Source organism: Pseudooceanicola sp. NS-SX9 (assembly GCF_057380705.1).
This window is the reverse complement of the sequence record NZ_CM170818.1, coordinates 2,103,940-2,124,164: the sequence shown is the minus strand read 5'-3', so window position 1 is coordinate 2,124,164 and position 20,225 is coordinate 2,103,940. Positions and strand designations below refer to the sequence as shown.

The 20,225-nt window shown below is 67.4% G+C and carries 24 protein-coding genes and 1 tRNA gene; 20 read left to right on the top strand and 5 right to left on the bottom strand.

The window, feature by feature from the left end:
• Positions 1 to 15: 15 nt before the first annotated feature.
• The 7 genes from AC2ITM_RS10155 to AC2ITM_RS10125 all read left to right on the top strand — a co-directional run bounded on the left by AC2ITM_RS10155 (position 16) and on the right by AC2ITM_RS10125 (position 6,289).
• A complete protein-coding gene (locus tag AC2ITM_RS10155; protein ID WP_486466532.1) occupies positions 16 to 1,644 on the top strand; it encodes a glycosyltransferase family 2 protein in 1,629 nt (542 codons plus the stop codon).
• Positions 1,645 to 1,707: 63 nt separating this feature from the next.
• Positions 1,708 to 2,463 carry a Fe-S cluster assembly ATPase SufC gene (gene sufC / locus AC2ITM_RS10150; RefSeq protein WP_486466531.1) on the top strand — a complete coding sequence of 252 codons (756 nt, stop codon included), beginning with the start codon at positions 1,708 to 1,710 and terminating at the stop codon, positions 2,461 to 2,463.
• A complete protein-coding gene (gene sufD / locus AC2ITM_RS10145; RefSeq protein ID WP_486466530.1) occupies positions 2,463 to 3,779 on the top strand; it encodes a Fe-S cluster assembly protein SufD in 1,317 nt (438 codons plus the stop codon). The genes sufC and sufD overlap by 1 nt, the downstream gene beginning before the upstream one ends.
• The gene (locus AC2ITM_RS10140; RefSeq protein ID WP_486466529.1) at positions 3,779 to 4,276 is read left to right on the top strand and encodes a YIP1 family protein; all 498 of its coding nucleotides are present in this window, start codon (positions 3,779 to 3,781) and stop codon (positions 4,274 to 4,276) included. The genes sufD and AC2ITM_RS10140 overlap by 1 nt, the downstream gene beginning before the upstream one ends.
• A 9-nt stretch (positions 4,277 to 4,285) precedes the next feature.
• Entirely contained in the window at positions 4,286 to 4,846 is a 561-nt protein-coding gene (locus tag AC2ITM_RS10135; protein ID WP_486466528.1) for a YIP1 family protein, read from the top strand.
• Between the two features lies 1 nt (position 4,847).
• Positions 4,848 to 6,068 (top strand): cysteine desulfurase, encoded by a 1,221-nt coding sequence (locus AC2ITM_RS10130; protein WP_486466527.1) that lies wholly within the window; start codon positions 4,848 to 4,850, stop codon positions 6,066 to 6,068.
• Positions 6,069 to 6,212: 144 nt separating this feature from the next.
• A tRNA-Arg gene (locus tag AC2ITM_RS10125) sits at positions 6,213 to 6,289 on the top strand.
• A gap of 59 nt (positions 6,290 to 6,348) precedes the next feature.
• On the opposite strand, the gene AC2ITM_RS10120 is transcribed toward AC2ITM_RS10125, so the two are convergent.
• The 4 genes from AC2ITM_RS10120 to AC2ITM_RS10105 form a co-directional block, all read right to left on the bottom strand.
• The gene (locus AC2ITM_RS10120) at positions 6,349 to 7,386 is read right to left on the bottom strand and encodes a site-specific integrase (protein WP_486466526.1); all 1,038 of its coding nucleotides are present in this window, start codon (positions 7,384 to 7,386) and stop codon (positions 6,349 to 6,351) included.
• Between the two features lie 198 nt (positions 7,387 to 7,584).
• Complete coding sequence (locus tag AC2ITM_RS10115; protein ID WP_486466525.1) at positions 7,585 to 7,740, bottom strand: hypothetical protein; 156 nt, start codon at positions 7,738 to 7,740, stop codon at positions 7,585 to 7,587.
• A gap of 150 nt (positions 7,741 to 7,890) precedes the next feature.
• On the bottom strand, positions 7,891 to 8,136 hold the full coding sequence (locus tag AC2ITM_RS10110) for a hypothetical protein (protein WP_486466524.1): 246 nt from the start codon (positions 8,134 to 8,136) through the stop codon (positions 7,891 to 7,893).
• Positions 8,137 to 8,239: 103 nt separating this feature from the next.
• The gene (locus AC2ITM_RS10105) at positions 8,240 to 8,458 is read right to left on the bottom strand and encodes a hypothetical protein (protein ID WP_486466523.1); all 219 of its coding nucleotides are present in this window, start codon (positions 8,456 to 8,458) and stop codon (positions 8,240 to 8,242) included.
• 230 nt (positions 8,459 to 8,688) lie between these two features.
• Between AC2ITM_RS10105 and AC2ITM_RS10100 the strand changes: the two genes are divergently transcribed.
• The 9 genes from AC2ITM_RS10100 to AC2ITM_RS10060 are packed head-to-tail and all read left to right on the top strand — an operon-like array spanning position 8,689 to position 14,302.
• Entirely contained in the window at positions 8,689 to 9,024 is a 336-nt protein-coding gene (locus AC2ITM_RS10100; protein WP_486466522.1) for a DUF2190 family protein, read from the top strand.
• Entirely contained in the window at positions 9,021 to 9,347 is a 327-nt protein-coding gene (locus AC2ITM_RS10095; RefSeq protein WP_486466521.1) for a head-tail joining protein, read from the top strand. Before AC2ITM_RS10100 ends, AC2ITM_RS10095 begins: the two co-directional genes overlap by 4 nt.
• Entirely contained in the window at positions 9,344 to 9,757 is a 414-nt protein-coding gene (locus AC2ITM_RS10090; RefSeq protein WP_486466520.1) for a hypothetical protein, read from the top strand. Before AC2ITM_RS10095 ends, AC2ITM_RS10090 begins: the two co-directional genes overlap by 4 nt.
• A gap of 22 nt (positions 9,758 to 9,779) precedes the next feature.
• On the top strand, positions 9,780 to 10,226 hold the full coding sequence (locus AC2ITM_RS10085) for a phage tail tube protein (RefSeq protein WP_486466519.1): 447 nt from the start codon (positions 9,780 to 9,782) through the stop codon (positions 10,224 to 10,226).
• The gene (locus tag AC2ITM_RS10080; RefSeq protein ID WP_486466518.1) at positions 10,223 to 10,582 is read left to right on the top strand and encodes a hypothetical protein; all 360 of its coding nucleotides are present in this window, start codon (positions 10,223 to 10,225) and stop codon (positions 10,580 to 10,582) included. Before AC2ITM_RS10085 ends, AC2ITM_RS10080 begins: the two co-directional genes overlap by 4 nt.
• A 20-nt stretch (positions 10,583 to 10,602) precedes the next feature.
• Positions 10,603 to 10,896, top strand: coding sequence for a hypothetical protein (locus AC2ITM_RS10075; RefSeq protein ID WP_486466517.1), 294 nt, complete (start codon positions 10,603 to 10,605; stop codon positions 10,894 to 10,896).
• Positions 10,878 to 13,352 carry a phage tail tape measure protein gene (locus tag AC2ITM_RS10070; protein ID WP_486466516.1) on the top strand — a complete coding sequence of 825 codons (2,475 nt, stop codon included), beginning with the start codon at positions 10,878 to 10,880 and terminating at the stop codon, positions 13,350 to 13,352. Before AC2ITM_RS10075 ends, AC2ITM_RS10070 begins: the two co-directional genes overlap by 19 nt.
• Positions 13,349 to 14,002, top strand: a complete 654-nt coding sequence (locus AC2ITM_RS10065; protein ID WP_486466515.1) for a hypothetical protein — start codon at positions 13,349 to 13,351, stop codon at positions 14,000 to 14,002. Before AC2ITM_RS10070 ends, AC2ITM_RS10065 begins: the two co-directional genes overlap by 4 nt.
• Before the next feature lie 42 nt (positions 14,003 to 14,044).
• A complete protein-coding gene (locus AC2ITM_RS10060) occupies positions 14,045 to 14,302 on the top strand; it encodes a hypothetical protein (RefSeq protein ID WP_486466514.1) in 258 nt (85 codons plus the stop codon).
• On the opposite strand, the gene AC2ITM_RS10055 is transcribed toward AC2ITM_RS10060, so the two are convergent.
• The gene (locus AC2ITM_RS10055) at positions 14,299 to 14,484 is read right to left on the bottom strand and encodes a hypothetical protein (protein ID WP_486466513.1); all 186 of its coding nucleotides are present in this window, start codon (positions 14,482 to 14,484) and stop codon (positions 14,299 to 14,301) included. The genes AC2ITM_RS10060 and AC2ITM_RS10055 overlap by 4 nt on opposite strands.
• A gap of 121 nt (positions 14,485 to 14,605) precedes the next feature.
• On the opposite strand from AC2ITM_RS10055, the gene AC2ITM_RS10050 reads away from it, so the two are divergent.
• From AC2ITM_RS10050 to AC2ITM_RS10035, 4 genes are read left to right on the top strand one after another with little or no spacing between them, the layout of a single operon-like run.
• Positions 14,606 to 15,193 (top strand): hypothetical protein, encoded by a 588-nt coding sequence (locus tag AC2ITM_RS10050; protein ID WP_486466512.1) that lies wholly within the window; start codon positions 14,606 to 14,608, stop codon positions 15,191 to 15,193.
• A gap of 1 nt (position 15,194) precedes the next feature.
• Positions 15,195 to 15,641 carry a DUF6950 family protein gene (locus AC2ITM_RS10045; RefSeq protein ID WP_486466511.1) on the top strand — a complete coding sequence of 149 codons (447 nt, stop codon included), beginning with the start codon at positions 15,195 to 15,197 and terminating at the stop codon, positions 15,639 to 15,641.
• Positions 15,628 to 17,733: a phage tail protein gene (locus AC2ITM_RS10040; protein ID WP_486466510.1), complete on the top strand. Its 2,106-nt coding sequence runs from the start codon at positions 15,628 to 15,630 to the stop codon at positions 17,731 to 17,733. Before AC2ITM_RS10045 ends, AC2ITM_RS10040 begins: the two co-directional genes overlap by 14 nt.
• A gap of 12 nt (positions 17,734 to 17,745) precedes the next feature.
• Positions 17,746 to 20,223: a hypothetical protein gene (locus AC2ITM_RS10035; RefSeq protein ID WP_486466509.1), complete on the top strand. Its 2,478-nt coding sequence runs from the start codon at positions 17,746 to 17,748 to the stop codon at positions 20,221 to 20,223.
• The last annotated feature ends 2 nt before the right edge of the window (positions 20,224 to 20,225 follow it).

The following is a 20,225-nucleotide window of genomic DNA, read 5'->3' as shown; positions in this document are numbered from 1 at the left end:
AGAGGGGTACGGGTCATGGTTCAGAAGGTCTTTTTCTCGGCCATCAAGAACGAGGGCCCATTCCTTCTGGAATGGATCGCCTATCACCGGGCCATCGGCTTTGATCGCCTGGTGATCTATTCCAACGACTGCACCGACGGCAGCCACGAGCTGCTGGAGGCGCTCTCGGCCGCGGGGGTGATCGAGCATCATCCCCGGGTGCTGCAGGCCGGCCAGTCGGCGCAGGTCACGGCTGCCGAGGCGGCGAATGCGGCCGGCATCATGGCGCCGGGCGATTGGGTGATCTGGCTGGATGCGGATGAGTTCCTCAATATCCACGCGGGCGAGGGGCATCTGGACGATCTGCTGTCGGCCATCGGTCCGGCGCGCGGGATGCTGATCCCCTGGCGGATCTTCGGGGACGGCGGCAACCTGACCTTCCCGGGTCAGGTCCTGTCAGAGGCCTTCGTCACCGCCGCCCGTCCCGGATTCGGCGCCAATCGCGAAAGCAAGACGCTGTTCCGGGCCGGACCGGGGATCGAGGGCTTTGCCCGCATCGGCATCAACCGGCCCCGACTGGTGCCCGATGCGCTGCAGGTCGGCGATTTCGTCAACGGCTCGGGTCAGCCGCTGGATGGCAGCAGTGCCCGCAACCTCGACTGGGTCGGCGGGCGCGACTTTGCCGCCAGCAAGATGGTCGATGCCGCTGAATACGGCACGGCGCTGGCGCAGGTGAACCACTACTGCGTCCGCACGCCGGAATTCTTCCGCCTGAAGCGTCTGCGCGGGCGGGGCTATAAGGCGGATGCCGAAGGCGCCGCAAACACCCGTCACCAGGACGATTTCTACGTGCGCAACAACCGCAACGGCACCGAAGACCGCTCGATCCTGCGGATGGCACCCGCCACCGCGCAGGAGGTGGCGCGGCTGCGCGCCCTGCCGGGTGTGGATGCGGCGCTGGATCTGGTGGCCGCGCGCACGGCCCGGGCGCTGGCGCAGCTGGAAGCCTCGGACGGGCCGGTGCGCCGTCCCGTGGCCGCCGCCGCGCTGGAGGGGGCGAAGGATGCCACCACCTCGACCGAACCCGAGACCTTCGAACTGACCCTGCCCGAGGCCGAGGCCGCCGTGCTGCGCGAAACCTATGCGCAGGCGAAGGTGATCCTGGAATACGGCTCCGGGGGAAGCACCTTCGTGGCGCTTGAAGGCCCGTCCGAGGCGGTCTTCACCGTGGAAAGCGACGCGGCCTGGGCGGATCGGATCCGCGCCGCCCTGACTGCCCGCCATCCGGGCCGCGCGGTGACGGTGCATCACGCCGACATTGGCCGCACCGGGCCCTGGGGCAAGCCGGTGAACCGCAAGGTGTCCGAGCGGTTCCACCTTTATGCCAGCGGCATCTGGGACGCGGAGGATTTCCGTCAGCCCGATGTCGTGCTGATCGACGGGCGCTTCCGGGCGGCCTGTTTCATGACGGTGCTGCTGCGCACCAAATCGCCGGTCACGGTGCTGTTCGACGACTACACCGAACGGCCCGAGTACCATTGGATCGAGGACTACCTGGCGCCCAAGCGGGTCGTCGGGCGCATGGCCATATTCGAGGCGTCTGCCATGGCGTTTCCTGCCGATGATCTCTCTCGCATCGTCGGGGCCTACGCGGACTGGAGATAGGTCGCCTTCGCGGCCGCAACATATGTACGGGCCCTTTCGGGGACCTATGAAAAGGACAAGAAAATGCTGGAAATCAAGAACCTGCACGTCAAACTTGAAGAAGAGGACAAACAGATCCTCAAGGGCGTGAACCTGACGGTCGAACCGGGCAAGGTGCATGCGATCATGGGCCCGAACGGCTCGGGCAAGTCGACGCTGTCCTATGTTCTGTCGGGCAAGGACGGCTACGAGGTGACCGAGGGCGAAGCGACGCTGGGCGGCGCCAGCCTGCTGGACATGGAAGCCGAGGAACGCGCCGCCGCCGGCCTGTTCCTGGCCTTCCAATACCCGGTCGAGATCCCCGGCGTCGGCAACATGACCTTCCTGCGCACCGCGGTGAACGCACAGCGCAAGGCCCGTGGCGAAGAGGAAATGTCGGCTGCCGACTTCCTGAAGGCCGTGCGCGAAAAGGCCAAGTTCCTGAAGATCGACGGCGACATGATGAAGCGTTCGGTCAACGTGGGCTTCTCGGGCGGCGAGAAGAAGCGCAATGAAATCCTGCAGATGGCCATGCTGGAACCGAAGATGTGCATCCTGGACGAGACTGACTCGGGCCTTGACGTGGATGCGATGAAACTGGTCTCCGAAGGGGTGAACCAGCTGCGCAGCCCCGATCGCGGCTTCCTGGTGATCACCCACTACCAGCGCCTGCTGGACCACATCAAACCCGATGTCGTGCACATCATGGCCGATGGCCGCATCGTCAAGACCGGTGGCCCCGAGCTGGCGCTGGAAGTCGAAAACAACGGCTACGCGGACATCCTCGCGGAGGTGATGTGATGACCGCCCTGACGAATGCACAGCGGGCGCGTCAGCGCCTGGCCGAGCAGAAGGCTGCGCTGACCGAGGCGCGTCTGGCGACCCTTGGCGATGTGCCGCAGGCCGGCTGGTCGGCCGAGGCGCGCGCCGATGCGCTGGCGCGTCTGCGCGCCGAAGGCCTGCCGCATCCGCGCGACGAATACTGGAAATACACCCGTCCCGAAGGGCTGACCCAGCCCGAGGCCCCCAGGGCCTCGGTCTTCCAGTCCGGCGAGGACGGCATCTTTTCGGATGTCGACCGGGTCCAGGTGACCTTCGTCGATGGCATTTTCGCGCCCGAACTGTCCTCGGATCTGGCGCTGGAAGGCGTCAGCATCGAGCGTCTGGCCGAGGCCACCAGTGACATTCACTGGGCCGCGGGTGTCTATGGCAAGCTGGAAAAGGCCGGCCAGGATCCCGTTGCCCGTCCGCTGGCGGCGCTGAATACCTATGCGGCGACCGACGGTGTGCTGATCCGTGTGACTGGCAAGGCGACCAAGCCGGTTGCTCTGGTTTATTTCCATAAATCAGAGGTTTCTGACGCGATCCTCCACCATGTCGTGAAGTTGGAGGAGGGCGCCGACCTGACCCTTCTGGAAAACGGCCCGGCGGCTGCGCGTTTCAATAAGGTGCTCGAGGTCGAGGTCGCCGATGGCGCCAGCTTCCACCATGTCCGCGCCCAGGGCCGCGATCACGAACGTCGCGCCGTGACCCATATCTTTGCCCGTCTGGGCACGGAAAGCACGTTCAAGTCCTTCACGATGACGGCGAACGGCGTGCTGACCCGCAACGAGGTGATCGTCGAATTCACCGGTGACGACGCCAAGGCTCATGTGGCCGGTGCCGCGGTCGGCGATGGCGATTTCCACCACGACGACACGGTCTTCATCACCCATGACGCGGTGAATTGCGAAAGCCGCCAGGTCTTCAAGAAGGTTCTGAAGAACGGCGCGCAAGGTGTTTTCCAGGGCAAGATTCTGGTGAAACCCGACGCCCAGAAGACCGATGGCTACCAGATCAGCCAGTCGCTGCTGCTGGACGGTGACAGCCAGTTCCAGGCCAAGCCCGAGCTGGAGATCTATGCCGATGACGTGGCGTGCTCGCACGGTTCGACCTCGGGGGCGATCGACGAGGATGCGATGTTCTACCTGCGCTCGCGCGGGGTGCCGGAACATGCGGCGCAGGACCTTCTGGTGATCGCCTTCCTGGCCTCGGCCATGGAAGAGATCGAGGATCCGACCCTGCGCGACATAATGCTGGGCCGCATCACCGAATGGCTGGAGCGTCGCCGCCACTGATGTCGCTGATCGGCAACATCGCTGCCACCTATCGCGGTCCGCGCCGCACCCTGCGCCGTCTTCTGGCGCAGGGCGTGCGCGAGGACCGCGCGCTGGCGTTGGTGATGGGTTCGGTGGTGGCGATCTTCGTCCTGCAGTGGCCAAGGCTGGCCCGAGAGGCGCTGACCACGGGCGAGAACCTGCAGATGCTGCTGGGCGGCGCGCTGTTCGGGCTGGTGTTCCTGCTGCCATTGCTGCTTTACCTGCTGGCACAGATCAGCCATGGCGTTTCGCGTCTTTTCGGCGGGCAGGGTAGCAGTTACGGGGCAAGGCTCGCGTTGTTCTGGGCGCTGGCGGCGGCCATGCCGGTGATGCTGCTGCACGCCCTGGTCGCGGGCCTGATCGGCCCAGGGCCGGCGAAGGCGCTGGTGGGCCTGGGCTGGCTGGCGATATTCCTTTGGTTCTGGCTGGCCGGCCTGTGGGAAGCGGGCCGCGGAACCCAGACAACACGAGGCTGAACGGCTGACATGCAATACTGGATCGATCTGGCACGCCAGAGCATCGTGAACCCGCGCGCGGCCGCGCCCCTGGTCGCGGGGCAGCAGCTGCCGCCCGGGGCGCTGGCGCTGCTGGTGGCGCTGATCGCGGTGGCGAACGGCATCTTCTACGGGCTGTTCCTGCCGGCGGGTCTGCTGCCGGGGATGTTCGGCCAGCCGATCCCGATGGCGGTGCTGTTCGGCGCGATCTTCGTGGCGGGCGCGGGGGCACTGACCGTGGTGGGGCAGTTGTTCGGCGGCCAGGGCAAGATCCGCGACATCCTGAAGGTCACCGTCTTCCTGCAACTGATCCGACTGGCGGTGCAATTCGTGCTGATCCTGGTCGGCATCCTGGTGCCCTTCGTGGCCACGGTCCTCAGCACGGCGGCCGGGGTCTGGGGCCTTTACATGATGATCTGTTTCATCGCTGCCGCGCACCGGCTGGATTCGCGCCTGAAATCCGTCGGTGTGATCGGCATCACGTTCTTTGCCGCGGTGATCGCCCTGTCGGTCCTGCTGTCGGCTATGGGCTATGCGCCCCTGGAGGTCTGAGATGTTCGACGTCAATGCGATCCGGAAGGATTTTCCCATCCTTTCCCGGCAGGTCAACGGCAAGCCGCTGGTCTACCTCGACAACGGGGCCTCGGCGCAGAAGCCGCAGGTGGTGATCGATGCGATCACCCGGGCCTATGCCGAAGAATATGCCAACGTGCACCGCGGCCTGCATTACCTGTCGAACCTTGCTACCGAGAAATATGAAGGCGTGCGCAACAAGGTACGCCGTTTTCTGAATGCAAAGCACGAAGAAGAGATCGTCTTTACCTCGGGCACGACCGAGGGCATCAACCTGGTGTCCTACGCCTGGGCCGCCCCGCGTCTGCAGCCCGGAGACGAGATCGTGCTGAGCGTGATGGAGCACCATGCCAATATCGTGCCCTGGCATTTCCTGCGCGAGCGCCAGGGTGTGGTGCTGAAATGGGTCGAGATGGAGGCCGACGGCAGCCTTGATCCGCAGAAGGTCCTTCAGGCGATCGGGCCGAAGACCCGGCTGGTCGCCATCACCCAGATGTCGAACGTTCTGGGCACGGTGGTGGACGTCAAGACGATCTGCGCGGGCGCCCATGAAAAGGGTGTGCCGGTGCTGGTCGATGGCAGCCAGGGCTCGGTTCACATGGCGGTCGACGTGCAGGACATCGGCTGCGATTTCTACGCGATCACCGGCCACAAGCTTTATGGTCCCTCGGGGTCGGGGGCGATCTACATCCACCAGGATCGCCTGGCCGAGATGCGCCCCTTCCTGGGCGGCGGCGACATGATCCGCGAGGTTACCCGCGACACCATCAGCTATGCCGACGCCCCGATGAAGTTCGAGGCCGGCACGCCGGGCATCGTGCAGACGATCGGGCTGGGGGTGGCGCTGGATTACATGATGGACATCGGCCTGGACAACATCGCCGCGCATGAGCGGATGCTGGCGGATTACGCCGGCGCGCGGCTGAAGGGGCTGAACTGGCTGAGCGTTCAGGGTCAGGCTCCGGGCAAGGGGGCGATCTTCAGCTTTACCATGCAAGGTGCCGCGCATGCGCATGATATCTCGACCATTCTTGACAAGAAGGGGGTCGCGGTCCGGGCGGGTCATCACTGTGCCGGTCCGCTGATGGAAACGCTGGGGATCACGGCAAGCTGCCGCGCCAGCTTTGCCATGTACAACACCCCCGAGGAGGTCGACGCCCTGGTCGATGCCCTGGAACTGGCGCACGAGCTGTTCGCCTGACGTGATTGCAGACAGCGGTGTCCGAGGCGCCGCTGTCTGGCCCCGGTTTTGGTCGGGAAGACCTCACGGCAACTGGAAAAAACCGCTTCGAGGCACACGCGGCCCATTGCAGCCGGCCGGACGAGTGGCTATAGACAGCCTCAGGCACCCGTAGCTCAGCTGGATAGAGCGCTGCCCTCCGAAGGCAGAGGCCACAGGTTCGAATCCTGTCGGGTGCACCATAAAAATCAATTACTTACAGTTTCTGCCTCAAGCTTGGTTTCTGTTACGCGTAACAGTTTCAGCGTCTTGACACCCAATCCATGGCATCTCGTGCAGATTCCATGAAGGCCGGAGAGTGGTGCCCGTAGACCTTCTCGATGGTCTCGGCGCTGGTCGCGAAAAAGCCAGCCGCCTGCCACTTGTCGACGCCGCGCTGCATGGCCCAGGTGATCGCCGTGTGCTTGAGCGTGTGCGGTGTGACGCCTTCCAGATTAGCCTCTTCCACTGCTTTCGTGAAACCCCGCTTGATGTCGCCCACGCGTGCGCCCTGGTACTCGACCGCCCACCGGCAGCCTTGGCCCTGCCAGCGGCGCAGGTGGGCCTGTAGCTTGCGTGGGATGGGGGCCGGCGTGCGCCGTTTCTTGGTGATGCGTTCATGCTCGCCCATGCGGTACATGATGCCGGCCTCCAGATCGAACCATCCGCCGACCGTGTTCGGCTCGAACCCCATGCGCAGAATCGCATCCTTCCTGGTGCCCGTGTAGATTCCAATCAGGATGAACCGCGCGATGTGCTTCGCCTTGTGTCCACGGTAGGCGGCCCAGATCAGCCGGGCCGCTTCGTCGCGCGTCAGCCAGCGCTCTTTTCGACCAGGAGGGGCGGGCAGGGTCACGATGGGGGCCGATGTGATGAAGCCCTCGCGGTGCGCGTAGTTCATCGCCGCTTGCAGCACGCCCAGCTCTCGCCGCGTGGTCCCGGCGGACTTGTCGCGCCACTTCACATAGCGGCGGCAGGTCTCTCCCTTCACATGGGTCAGCTTCAGCTCGGACCAGAACGGCAGCAGGGCCTCGATGGCATAGCCGATCCGGGCCGGGTCGGCGACGGTCTGGGCGTATTCCTCGGCATAGATCGCCAGGACCTCGCCGCAGGTTACGTTCCCCGGGTCGTTGGCAGAACCTTCCCGGCCTCGGGTCGCGATGTAGGCCGCGAGGGCTTTTTCAGCATCTTCGCGGCTTGTGCAGCCCGTTGAGCGATCTGGTTGGCCGGTATCTCGGATGTACCAGTACGGGCGGTGCTTGAACTTGTGGAGCCGTGCTCCTTTGGCTGGTCTCGGCATTTGTTGATCAGTTCTCCAAGGCGGTCACGCTCGACGCGCGTGGCGCGCCCCATCTTGACCAGGTATCCGTGTTGTTCTGCGGCGTTGCGGAGGCTGGCGGTCGGAACGCCAAGCTCTCTGGCTGCTTCCTCGATCCGCATCAAGACTGGCGCGTTCATCCTTCAGGCTCCTCGGTGGCGCAGTTCTCCTGCTGGTCGGTCATTGTGGGATCTCCCGGCGCATGCGGCGCAGCATGATCCGCATTTCGCCGGCCAGGGCGGTGCAGACGCGGCGCAGGTGGGGGTTGTCGGTCTCGTCGGCGATGCGCTGCGCCTCGTCCTTGGCGCGTCTCAGGCGGGTGATTTCATCAAACATGTCAGGTCTTTCCGGTGGTGGCTGTCACTGTCGGGAAGGGATGCGGGCTGCTCCGATCTAATCGGAGCGGCCCGTTTGCGTTGGGCAGGGGGAAGCCGCCGCCAGCCGCGTCTGCGGTGGCCTGTGCAAGGGCGGCACGGGGTGGGGGTGTCAGGCGGGGCGCTGCGCGGCGAGGGCGCCTTGCGCGCGGTCGCTCCAGCGGGCGGCGGCGGTGGTTTGGGTGCGGCCAAAGGCGCGCACGCCGTGCAGTTCGATCTGGAAGCCGCCCATGGGCGTGGGGGCGAAAATGCCGCCGGTTTCGATCACGGCATTGGCGAGAGTTTCTTCGCGCTCCTGGGCGCTGCGGCCTTCGAGGTTGCGCAGGCAGAGCGCCAGCAAGTCGTGGATCCGGGTCATGGCAGCGGCTCGATCTGGTAGTCGACCAGGCCCCGGGTGCGGGCTTCCTCGCGGGCGGCGGCGGTGTTCCGGCAGATCCACCAGCGGCCTGTCTTGCAGCAGGTCAGCAGCATTTCGGCGCCCCGCTCAGGCCGCGGCGGGCCATGATCTCGCGCACCCGCAGGAGGGCCCGCTGGGCGTGGGGCTGGATCTGTTCGGCGACGGTCGGCGGGGTGGAAGGCGCGGTGCGCAGGTAGGCCGGCGCGAGGCGTGAGAGGCATTCCGGGCTGATCGCCTCCTGGTACCTGCTGGTCGATCCGCAGAAGCGCACCCACAACTTCAAGCACGGCTACCTGGCGGGCCGCTCGGCGCCGCGGGTGCGGGTGGACGAACCCTTCGGCACGCAGGGCATGCGCATGACGCTGGAACACGACTTCGGCGTCGGCGGCGTGAACTATCGCGGCGGCTACAAGAACGCCGGCGCCTGATCCGGGCGCCGCGATCCTGACCTGACGAACGGGCGGCCCTGGGCCGCCCGTCGTCGTTTTGCCATCCCCTATCAGGAGATCCGAGATGAAGACCTATATCCAGCCGGGCGAGAGCCTGACGCTGCCCGCCCCCTATGACGTGAGCTCCGGCGGGGGCGTCCTGGTCGGCGGCCTCTTCGGCTTTGCCCAGCACGATGCGCTTGCCGGCGCAGACGTGACCCTCGAACGCCGGGGCGTCTTCACCCATGCCAAGACCGCGGCTGAGGCCTGGAGCCTGGGCGCCCAGGTCTATTGGGACGACACTGCGAAGGTGCTGACCACCACCGCGACCGACAACACCCTGGTTGGCGCCGCCACTGCCATTGCCGCCAACCCCTCCGACACGGGCGAGGTCCTGGTGGATGGGGCGGTGCGTGTATGACCTCGGTCTTTGACGGGGTGGCCGGGGTGATGAACGACATCTATGGCGCCCCGGTGACCTACCTTCCGCAGGGCGGGAGCGCGCGGGTGGTGCAGTCGGTGTTCCGGCGGATGCCGGTGGATGCGACGGATCCTGACGGGCACCCGGTGCTGGTCACCAGCCCCAGCTGGTCGGTGCCCCGGGACCTGGTGCCCGAGCTCAGGCGCGGCGACCAGATCCGGCCCGGCGACGGGCTGACCTACGAGGTGCAGAATGTCTGGCCCTCGGGATCACCCGCCACGGATGCGCGGCTCATGTGCGAGCTCTTCGAGGTGGACGGATGACCCATTACCGCAGCACCTTCCGCGCGGAGGCGAAGGCCGCGCTGGCGGCCTCGGGCGCTCTGGCCGGAGTCAGCCTGCTGTCGGCCTGGGCCGAGCAGATCGATGCCGCGACGCTGCCGGTGATGGGCGTCGCGACCCCGTCGGAGCGCAGCAGCCGCAGCGGCCATGGCGGCACGCTGGAGAAGGGCACGCTGCTGCAGGTGGTGCTCAAGCGCCAGGGCGGCAGCGACCTGGAGGACCAGCTCGACACCGATACCGCCGCCATCGAGGCCGCGGTGAGCGGGGCGCTCAACGGCGCGGGCGTCCAGTGCCTGCTGGAAGAGGTCACCACCATCGTCAACGGCGAGGGCGCCCGCCGCATCGGCACCGCCACCGCCAGCTTCCGCGTGACCTCCTGGCACGCGGCCTGATCCCCAGAGAACGGAGAATGACATGAGTACCACGGGCGTTGGTCTTGGCTACGGCGCCAGGATCCGGGTCGGGCGCGGCGCCACGCCGAGCTGGACCGAACTGGCGGGGATCGGCGACTTCGACCTGCCGGACGGGGAGGCCGACGAGGTCGATGTGACCTCGCATTCCTCGCCGAACCGCAGCAAGGAATACATCCCCGGGCTGCTGGACAACGGCACCCTCTCGGCGCCGCTCGACTACATCCCGGAAAGCCCCCAGGACATGCTGCTGCGCTACCTGCGCGCGGTGGGCGAGCTGATCCAGGTCGAGGTGACCGCCGCCGGCGCGACGACCCCCGAGGTCTACGCGGGCTTCGTCAAATCCTACGGGCGCTCGGCGCCGGTGCAGGGCAAATCGACCGCCACGGTGGTCTTCCGCATCAACGGCCTCGTCTCGGGCGAAGCCACCGACCCGGCGGCCAGCGCATGAGCAAGATGAACGGCGACCATAGCTTCGACGCCCTGGGCCGCAGCTGGACCCTGTGCTTCGACTTCAACGCCCTGGCGGACTTCGAGCAGCACTCGGGGCGCAAGGCCGCGGCCTTCCTGGCGGAGATCGAGACGGACCCGGAGGCGCTGAGCCTTGCGGACATGCGCATGATGGTCTGGGCCGGGCTGGTGCAGCATCACCCCGAGGTCACGCTGCGCGAGGCCGGCCAGATCCTGGGCGAAGCGCCCGAGGCGATGATGCAGGCCCTCGGGGTCGCCATGCCGGAGCCGTCGCAGGACCGCCCGAAGGTCCCGCCGGGAAAGCCCAAGCGCCGCAAGCGCCGCCCCTCGGGCTGAGCGATCTGCAGCGTGCCTGGGTGCTGGCGGGCTTTGCCCCCGAGACCTTCGGGCGCCAGACCCCGCGCAGCTTTGCCTTGCAGATAGAGGCGCTTGCGCAGCGCCGCCGCGAAGAGCGCCAGCGCCTGATCGAACAGGCCTGGCTGACCGCCATGCTGGGCCGCGCCGACAAGATCGTGCCGCTGCACGAGCTTCTGGCCGAGGCCCATCCCCGGGATCCCGCAGAGGTCGCGGCGGAACAGCGCGCCCGGCTGCGCGCCCTCTCGGCAACCCTTCAAAAACGGAGCTGGTCGCAATGGCTGGACACCTCGTAGGCCGGATGCAGGCGGTCCTCGGACTGGATGCCTCGGGCTTCAAACGCGCCCTCGAGGAGGTGCGCGGCAAGACCAACGGCTTCTCGCGCGAGTTGATCGGCGTGTCGCTGAAGATCGCGGCGGGGATGGCCGGCGCCATCGGCTCCATCGGCGGGATCACCTCGGCGACGGTGGCGGCGGCGAGCGAGGTCTCGCGGCTGGCGCAGGTCGCCAATGCCAGCCCGGCGGTGTTCCAGAAGTGGGCCGCCGCCGCCGGCACCGTCGGGATGGAGCAGGACCAGCTGGCCGACATCCTGAAGGATGTGAACGACCGGGTGGGCGACTTCCTGACCACCGGCGGCGGGCCGATGGCGGACTTCTTCCAGCAGATCGCCCCCAAGGTCGGGGTGACGGCGGACCAGTTCCGCCGCCTCTCGGGCCCCGAGGCGCTGCAGCTCTACGTCTCCAGCCTGCAAAAGGCCGGGGTCAACCAGCAGCAGATGACCTTCTTCATGGAGGCCATGGCCTCGGAATCCACCAGACTTGTGCCGCTGTTGCAGGAGGACGGCGCCGAGATGGCGCGGCTGGGGGATCGGGCCGAGGCGGTGGGCGCGGTGCTGGACGACAGGACCGTCGGGGCGATGCAAAACACCCGCAAGGCGCTCTCCGAGATCCAGATGTCGCTGACCGGGATGCGCAACCGCATCGCCACGGCGGCGCTGCCCTCGTTGCAGATGTTCGCCGATCTGCTGGCGCGGGGCAGCGGGCAGGGCGGGGTGCTGACGCGGGTGATCACCGCGCTGGCCGGCAACCTCGACCGGATCGTGGCCTATGCGGGGGCGGTGACGGTCGGGGTCGGGACCTACCTGGTCGGCGCCTTCGTGGCGGCGCGCGTCGCCTCCCTGGCGCTGAGCCTGTCGCTCAGCCGGCTGAAGGCCGGGCTGCTGGCCTCGGGCTTCGGCCTCGCGCTGGTGCTGGCCGGAGAGCTGGCCCTGCGGTTCTTCCGCCTGGTGCAGGCCAGCGGCAGCCTGGGCGCCGCGCTGGCGCTGCTGAAGGATGTTGGTGCCGAGGCCCTGGGGCGGATCGGGCTGGCCGGGCAGGGGCTGCTCTCGGGGCTGAAGGCGGTCTGGCTCGGCATCAAGGCCGCCGGCCTTGCGGCGTTAACGGGCGTCATGAACGGCGCTGTCACGGTGACAAACCGTTACATCGGGCTGTGGCGCGGCGCCTTCGCGGCCATCAAGGCGCTCTGGGGCGGGCTTCCGGCGGTGCTGGGATCGCTGGCCTACAGCGCGGCGAATGCCATCCTCGGCGGTATCGAGGCGCTGCTGAACGGCACGGTGGAGCGGATCAACAGCTTCATCGGATCGGTGAACGACAAGATCCCCGAGGGCCTGAAGCAGCGCTTCTCGATCGGGCTGGTCGGCAAGGTCGAGCTGGGCGGGATCGCCAACCCCCATGCTGGCGCGCTGGCGCAGGCCGGGGCGGCGGCGAAGGGCGCCTTCCTCGACGGCTTCAACATCGACACGATCCCCGGGATCGACACCTCGGGGATCACCGGCGCGGCAGAGGCGGCGCGCGCGGCGGCGGGTCATGCGCAGATCGCGGCGGGGGCCATGGGGGCGCTGGCCAGGGCGCCGCTGGCCTCCTGGGAGAAGCTGAAGACGGCCATGGCCGGCGGACGCGATGAGGTCGATGCCACGACCGATGCGGCCGGGCAGTTGAACACGACCTTCCAGACCGCGGGCACCGCAGGCGCCGCGGCGGGGGCGCAGGCCGCCGGGGGCGCCGCCAAGGTGCTGAAGGGCCTGAAGGATCAGCTGGCCGAGCTGCGGGCGACCGCCGGGCTGACCGATGCCCAGACCCTGGCCTGGCAGAAGCTGCAGGCGGCGGGCGTCGCGGCCACCTCGGCCACGGGGCAGCAGATCGCGGGCCTGGCCGAGGCGATCACCCGGATGCAGCAGCTCAAATCCGCGACCGACAGCGTGAGGGAGGCCGGGCGCAACGCCTTCGCCAGCCTGGTCACCGGGGCGCAGAGCTTCACGTCGGTCCTGTCGAACCTGCTGGCCAGCGCGGCCACGTTCTTTGCCAACAAGGCCTTCGACAGCCTTTGGTCCGCGGCCAGCGGCAGCAACCTGACCAGCGGGATCGGCAGCCTGTTCAAGACGCTGGTCGGCGCCCATGCCAACGGGACGACCAACTTCGCCGGCGGCTGGACCACGGTCAACGAACGCGGCGGCGAGATCCTGAACCTGCCCTCGGGCACGCAGATCATCCCGAACGACATCTCGAAGCGGATGGCGGACGGGGCGGCGCGGCAGGGGGCGGGGCAGACCGCGATCCACGTCGAGGCCTCGCCCTACTTCGACGTGCGGGTCGCGCAGACCTCGGGGCAGGTCTCCGGGGCCTATGCCAAGCGCAGCGCCCGATCGCTCGATCGGGCGTCGCGCAGCTATGACGCCAGGGGGACCACCGTATGAGCCGCGCCATCATCGACCTCCCGCGCTTCCTGCTGCGGGCAAGCCTGGTCGACTGGGACATCGACTGGCGCGGCCAGTCGGCGGGCGGGGATACCGCCGGGGGCGAACAGGTGGTCTACAACGCCTTTCCCCGCTGGGTGGGCGCGCCGAGGATCATCCTGCCGGGGCCGATGATCGGGGTCTGGCGGGCGATCCGCGCCCAGGCCGAGGGGCGGGTCAATGCCTACCGGGTGCCGATGGTCGATCCGGTCTCGCTCCGGCCCCAGGCGCGGGACTGGCGGGCAGATCTGCAGGCCTGGCAGCGCGGGATCTACCGGCCCCACAAGCCGGTGGTCACCTGCACGACCGCCGTGGCCGCCGGGGCGACCTCGATCATCGTGAACGAGGCGGTCGCGGGCCAGCCGGTGCGGGTGGGGGCGTTCCTGAGCTACGACGACTGGCCCTTCGTGGTGACGGGACGCGCGGGCGCGGGGGCGGCGGTGACGCTGCAGGTCAAGATGCTGCGCACCGCCATCCCGGCGGGCGCGGCCATCGATCTGGCGGCCTCGGGGGTGTTCCTCGGGACCTCGGACACGATGGGCAACCCCGCTTACGATACCAGTGGCGTGGCCTCGGTGGATCTCGACTTCAGGGAATGGATCGGGCGGTGAGCGCCCGGTCAAGACAGTGTTCAAACTCTCTCGGAGGACCTCATGACAAAACCTGTGATGGTGCAATTGCCCAAGATCTCGGCCAGTGATCCGATCCTGATGCCGCTCCTCAACGCGGGCGCCGCCCAGCTTATGAAGGCAGGTTGCGGCCCGGACGAATTGCCGGGCCGCTTGGCGGGACTGTTCCGCGTTCAGGCGGAATGGCAGGGCGGCGGCGAAGCGCTGCGCCTCAGCGTCACGCTGGATGAAGAGGCGTTCGCCCGGCTGTTCACTGCCGTGCAAGTGCCTGAGAGCGCTTAGGCTTCTTCCTCCAGAGCAGCGATGCCGCTGGTTAGGGGGTCGAGCTTCGACTGAAGCCTGGCAATCATCTTGGTGATTGCCTCTTTGTTTTCCTCAGAAGCATCTTCGCGGACAATCTGCGCGAGCTGAGCGAGGCCCGCTGTCACTTCAATCAGGAGCATTTCCTGGGGGCCTTTGGCCATATCGAATCCCTTTCATCAAATGGTTGTGGTGACCTGATGGTGGGGCGCGGATCTGGGCCTGTCCAGAGCCTTGGGGCGGCCATGCGTGGCCGCCCCTTTCATTCCAACATCCGAGGCCGTCATGAGCTTCTTTCCGGCGGGGTTCGATCCCCGCGCGCCGACCGCCCGGGTGCTGCGGCTGGCCAATCTCAGCACGCCCGATGGCGACTTCGGCTTTATCGTCGGCACCGAGGGGAGGTTTACCGACGTGACAGGCAAGCCTTGGGTCGGCTCCACGCTGATCACCGCGGGCGATACCGAGATGTCGCTGAACGGCACCGCGCCCAGCGGGTCGGTCACGCTGTCGTTCCTGCAGGACCCGGATGCGCCGGACCTGGGGGCGCAGGTCCGCGCGCTTGGCCCCGATTACGTGGCGGGCCGCGCGATCACCTTCTGGATCCAGCCCTTCGCGACCCTGGAGGAGATGTATGCCCCGGTCTTTGCCCCCTGCCTCTATGCGACGCGGATAATGCGCAAGATCAGCCTCACCGCCTCGGGCGCCCAGGACCGCGCGATCAGCCTGAGCTTCGAGGGCCCGTTCGAGTTCCGCAAGGGCGCCCGGCGCCGGATCTACAACACCACCGACCACGGCCAGCTGCTGGGCGCGGCCAATCCGAGCCTGACCTACATCCCGACCGACAACCGGCGGGACGAGAAGATCTGGGGATGACATGACACCACTTTACCGTTTCCTGCACCGGCAGATGTCGGTGCCCTTCGTCTGGGGCGGCTTCGGCGGCGGATCGGACTGCATGCTGATGCTGGCCGACTGGTTCGCGGACCGCCACGGATACGACCCCGCCGAAGAGCTGCGGTTCAGCTATGACAGCGCGCCGACCTGCCAGCGCGCGACGCGGTTCTTCTCTGATCCCGTGGCGGTGGTGGCGCATGTCGCGGAACGGCGCGGCGGGCTGGCGCGCACCGATGCGCCGCAGAAGGGCGACATCGCGGTGCTGCGCTTTGTCGATGCGGGGCGGGCGGTCTCGGTCGGCGGGATTTGCCTCGGCGCCGCCTGGGCGATGAAGACGGAAGGGGCGCGCGGCGGCGGGGTACACACCCGCGACGCGGCGCTGGTCGAGGTCCTTGCGGCCTGGAGGATGCACTATGTCGATCCGTAAGGGGCTGCTGCTGGCCGCCCTTCTGAGCAGCACTGCGCTGCCCGTCCGCGCGGATCCGGTGACGGGCTTCGTGGCCCTGGCCTATGCGGCGTCCAGCGCGGCGACGCTCTATGCCGGGTACATCGGCAGCGCGGCGCTGGCGACGGCGGCGGTGGCGACGACGAACTTCCTCGGCCAGGCGCTGCTGGCCCAGGGGCTGGCCTATGTGGCGGGCAAGCTGACCTCGAAGACCAGCAACCCCTATGCCAGCACCCTGCAGAACTATGCCCAGCCGATCAGCTACATGCAGCGGGGCTACGGTACCGTACGGGCGGGCGGGGTCTTTGGTTACACCGGGTTCAAGGACAACCGGCGGCATTACACCATCCTGGTCGCGGCGCATTCCACGGCGGGGCCGGTGACGCAGTACCTCTCGGACCGCGAGGTCGAGATCGACGCCGAGGGCAATGTCACCACCGACGCCATGGCGGGCTATGGCAATATCCGCCCCTTCACCGGCCAGGCCGGGCAGGGAGCCGATGCGGTGCTGATGGGGGCTTTCCCGGAGATCACCGACGCCTTCGACTTTGCGCAGCTTTCCGGCGCGCATCTCTGGGCCCGGCGGGTGAAGGTGTCGGATCTGACGACGGTCTATCCCGATGGCGACATCTGGGCCTATGCGCCGGTCTGGAAGATGAACGACCAGATCCTCGATCCGCGAACGGACGCCACCGGATGGACGGACAACCTCGCGCTCTGCCTTGCCCATGAGATCGTCCATTACCTGGGCGCCGGGGTGGATTGGGACGAGGTGGCCGAGGAAGCCGAGGCCTGCGACGTCCTGGTGACCAACGCCGAAGGCACCACGCAGCGCAAATGGACCTTCAGCCGCAGCTATACCGACGATGCCGCCTGGGATGACATCTGCGCCGAGTTCATCGCGGCGGGCGATTGCTTTGTCTATGAGCGGCCCGATGGCAAGGTGGGCTTCAGGGTCGGGCGCTGGCTGGAGCCGGAGGTGACGCTGCAGGCGGGCGATTTCCTGAGCCTGACGCTGGATATGGGCGAGGATCTGGGCGCCAACAGCCAATATACGGTCAAGTATGTCGAGCCGCTGAACCGCTACCAGGAGACACCCTCGGGCGTTTGGGTGCAGGACGAGACCGTGCCGCGCGTGGCCTCGGAGCTGCAGGTTTACCCGATCACCTCGCACAACCAGGCCAGCCGGATCAACAAGCGCCGCGCCCTGGTCGAGCATGCGCAATGGTCGCTGAGCGGCACCATCAAGCTGATTGGCTTCGAGCTGATCGGCCAGCGGGTCTTCCGCGTGGTGCACCCGGAGCTGGAGCTGGATGCGGTCTTCGAGATCGGCAAGCTGCAGATCAACGAAGACGGGCTGACCTTCGACATCGAGGCGCGCTCTGTGACCGAGGCTGACTTTGCCTTCGATGCCGCCACCGAGGAACCGCAGCGGCCCGCCTATGCCGAGGTCCAGAGCGATGACAGCGTGGCGGATCAGACCGGCTTCGCGGGCGCGGTGCTGACGGGCAATGGCGCAGCGGCGATCACCTGGAGCTGGGACGCGGCCGAGGCCAGCCTGCACCAGCAGGTGCGGATCATGTCCACGGATGCCGGGGTGGACTGGCAGATCTACACCTTCACCGAAGGCCAGACGAGCTGGGTGGCGACGGGGCTGGTGGATGGCGCGCAGTACCAGGCGCAGGTGCGCAACCAGACCGGGGCGGGCCGCGTCGGGGACTGGTTCCCCGAGACACCTGTCGCGGTGACGGCCATCGCCAATACCACCGCGCCGGGGGCGCTGTCGGGCTTCGATGCGGTGGCGGATGGATCGGACGTGGCGCTGTCCTGGACGGCGCCGAACGATGCCAATTACTTCGCCACCCGGATCTGGCGCGCCAGCTATGACGCGGCCACCACGCCGGACTTTGCCGATGCCTCGGCCATCCATGTGGAATACGGCACCGCCAGCGTCGCCGATGCCTATACCGATCCCGGCCCCGGCGCCGGGGCACAGTATTACTGGGCCGAGGCGATCAACCGCTCGGGGCTGGCGGGGACGCGCGCCGGGCCGGTCCAGGTCCTTATCTCGTAAACGGAGGCCGTCATGGCTGTATCGCAAACCCGGATCACCGGCCCCGTCGTGCTGCCCGATGGCCGTGCGGCGACCACGGGGCAGGTGGTCTTTACCCTGCGCGCTTGGGACAAGGAGGGCGAGGCGCTGGTGATGCATGGCCCCGTCGTGGCCGAGATCACCGGGGGCGCCATCGACGTGACGCTGTTCCGCACCGGCGCGGGCGCGGCCGGCACGCCCTATGACGTCTCTTACGTCTGGTGGGATGAGCGGGGAGAGCTGCGCGGCCTGTCGGTCGGGCCCATCGCGCTGGCGGGCGCCGGGCCCTTCAGCCTGGCGGACCTGCTGGCCACCTCCTACGCCCCCTCGACCCAGCCCGATGCGCTGGCGCAGGCGCTGGCGGCGGCGGTGGCGGCGGCCGCGGACCGGACGGCGGCGGGCGACAGCGCCAGCAGCGCTGCGGCCTCGGCCTATCAGGCGGCGCTTTATGACGGGCCCTGGTTCAACAGCATGAAGCTGATGATCGCGGACACCACGCTGAGCTATGCCAACACCCAGGCCGGGGCCATCCTGCGCACCCGGGAACGGGGCTGGGCCTATCTGGTGCTGAGCACGGACGCGGGCGCCTTCGGCACCATCGGCATCGCGGACAATGACCCGGATTTTCCCGGCTACATGCTGGTCACCGGCGGCGGGCTGAAGCTGCGACCGATGACGCAATGCTACAACTCGGCCATGCTGGGCGCCACGCATAGCGGTGTCAGCGAACCGGTGGGCGCGACCTTTGCCGCCGCCTTCCCCTGGCTGCTGGAGACCGACAGCTGGGACTATTTCGCGCTGGAGATCGCGGCCCGTCGCCCGGACCTCTATCCGGTGTCGCTCGATCTCGATCCCGGCACGATGGTGATCACCGGGCCCATCGGCAAGGGCTACCGCAGCTTCCTGACGACGATCACCGGCAATGCGGCCAAGGTCACCTATATCAAGCCTGATAAGACCTCGGCCCGTTGGGTCACGGGTGCCTGGGTCGATGGCACCTTTGCGAATGACATCCTGGGCGACTTCATGCTGGACTTCAGCGATGACGGCGACGACCTGATCCGCCGCTGCTTCCGGCATTTTACCATCGATACCGACGGCATGTCGGGGATCGGCTGCCTGGACACCAGCTTTACCACCAGGGCGGGCGCGGGGGCGGAACACCTTCTCGAAGATCTGAAGGTGATCACCTATGACCACCTGGCCTGGCTGGCGAAGAACAATGACGAGGCGACCTTCCTGTCCTGCCACTTCATCGCGCGCACGCCCGAGGGTGCGGCGTTCCGGCCGGTCTCGGGCTTTCGCTGTTTCGCCCCGGGCGGGCCGGTCGATCTGACCCGCTGCCAGAGCCAGGGCGCCCGGGTCGATATCGGTGCCCAGGGCATCCGGCCGTTTGGCTGCAGCCTGATGGATGGCATCGGCATCGTGAAGGACCCCGGGGCGGGCAGCGCCACCAACCACCTGGAGATGAAGGGCGGGCAGCTCGGGACCTGGAAGAATGGCGAGGACGCGACCGCGACGCCGATTGGGATCTTCCTCGACGCGGGGGTGATCAGCACCGGCATCGGGATCTCGGGCGCCGAGATCTTTGCCAATGAGAAATGGCCCGATCCCGATATCGACACCGAGGGCCCCTATGCGACGCAATACCTGCTGGGTGGGCGGGGCGGTTCGATGCTGGGCGAGATCGAGATCCAGCGCGCCCAGGGTGCCGTGCCGCCCGAGCTGGAGCCGAACCCCGAGTTCCCCTTCAAGCTGATCCAGGACTATGACGACAGCGACCCCGACAACATCATCGGCGTGAAGTCCGGCGGGGATGATCCGCACAAGGTCATCATCAACGTCGGCTACTGGGGGGACTGCGATATGTCCGACACGGCGGACTTCATGGTCGAGGTCCATAACCTGCGCGGATCTGGTGGCAACACCTCGGTTCCGGCGCTGGAACGGCTGTGGCGGGTGCAGAACAGCAATGGCATCGGCGTGCGGGGCAGTGATGGCAACGCGCCCTCGATGGCGATGCGCACCGGGGTGGATGCCACGACGGATGCCGATGGCTATTACACCGCACTGCCTGCGGGGTCCTATGTAGCGACGACGGAAGACGGGAATCTGTTGGTCGTGTGCCAGGCATCTGGGTTGAAGGGGGTCACGTTCGTGGTGTCGGATGCCGACAGCAATCGTTTCCCGGGCGTCCGGTACCGGGGCGATGGCAGCATGATTTTGCTCTCATCCGGGGCGGAGTTCGTCATGCGGACACCCGCCGGGGTCGAGGTGCCGCTGGCGATGGACAGCTTCGGCAGCCTGGCGGTCGATGGCCATGCGGTGATGCGGCGGGTCGATGCCCCGGCCAGCGCGACGGTCGCCGGGGCGCCGGGCGATTGCGCTTATGACGGCAGCTACATCTACACCTATGTCGGCGACGGCACGTCCCATGCCTGGGACCGCCGCGCCTGGTCCACCAGCTGGTAAGG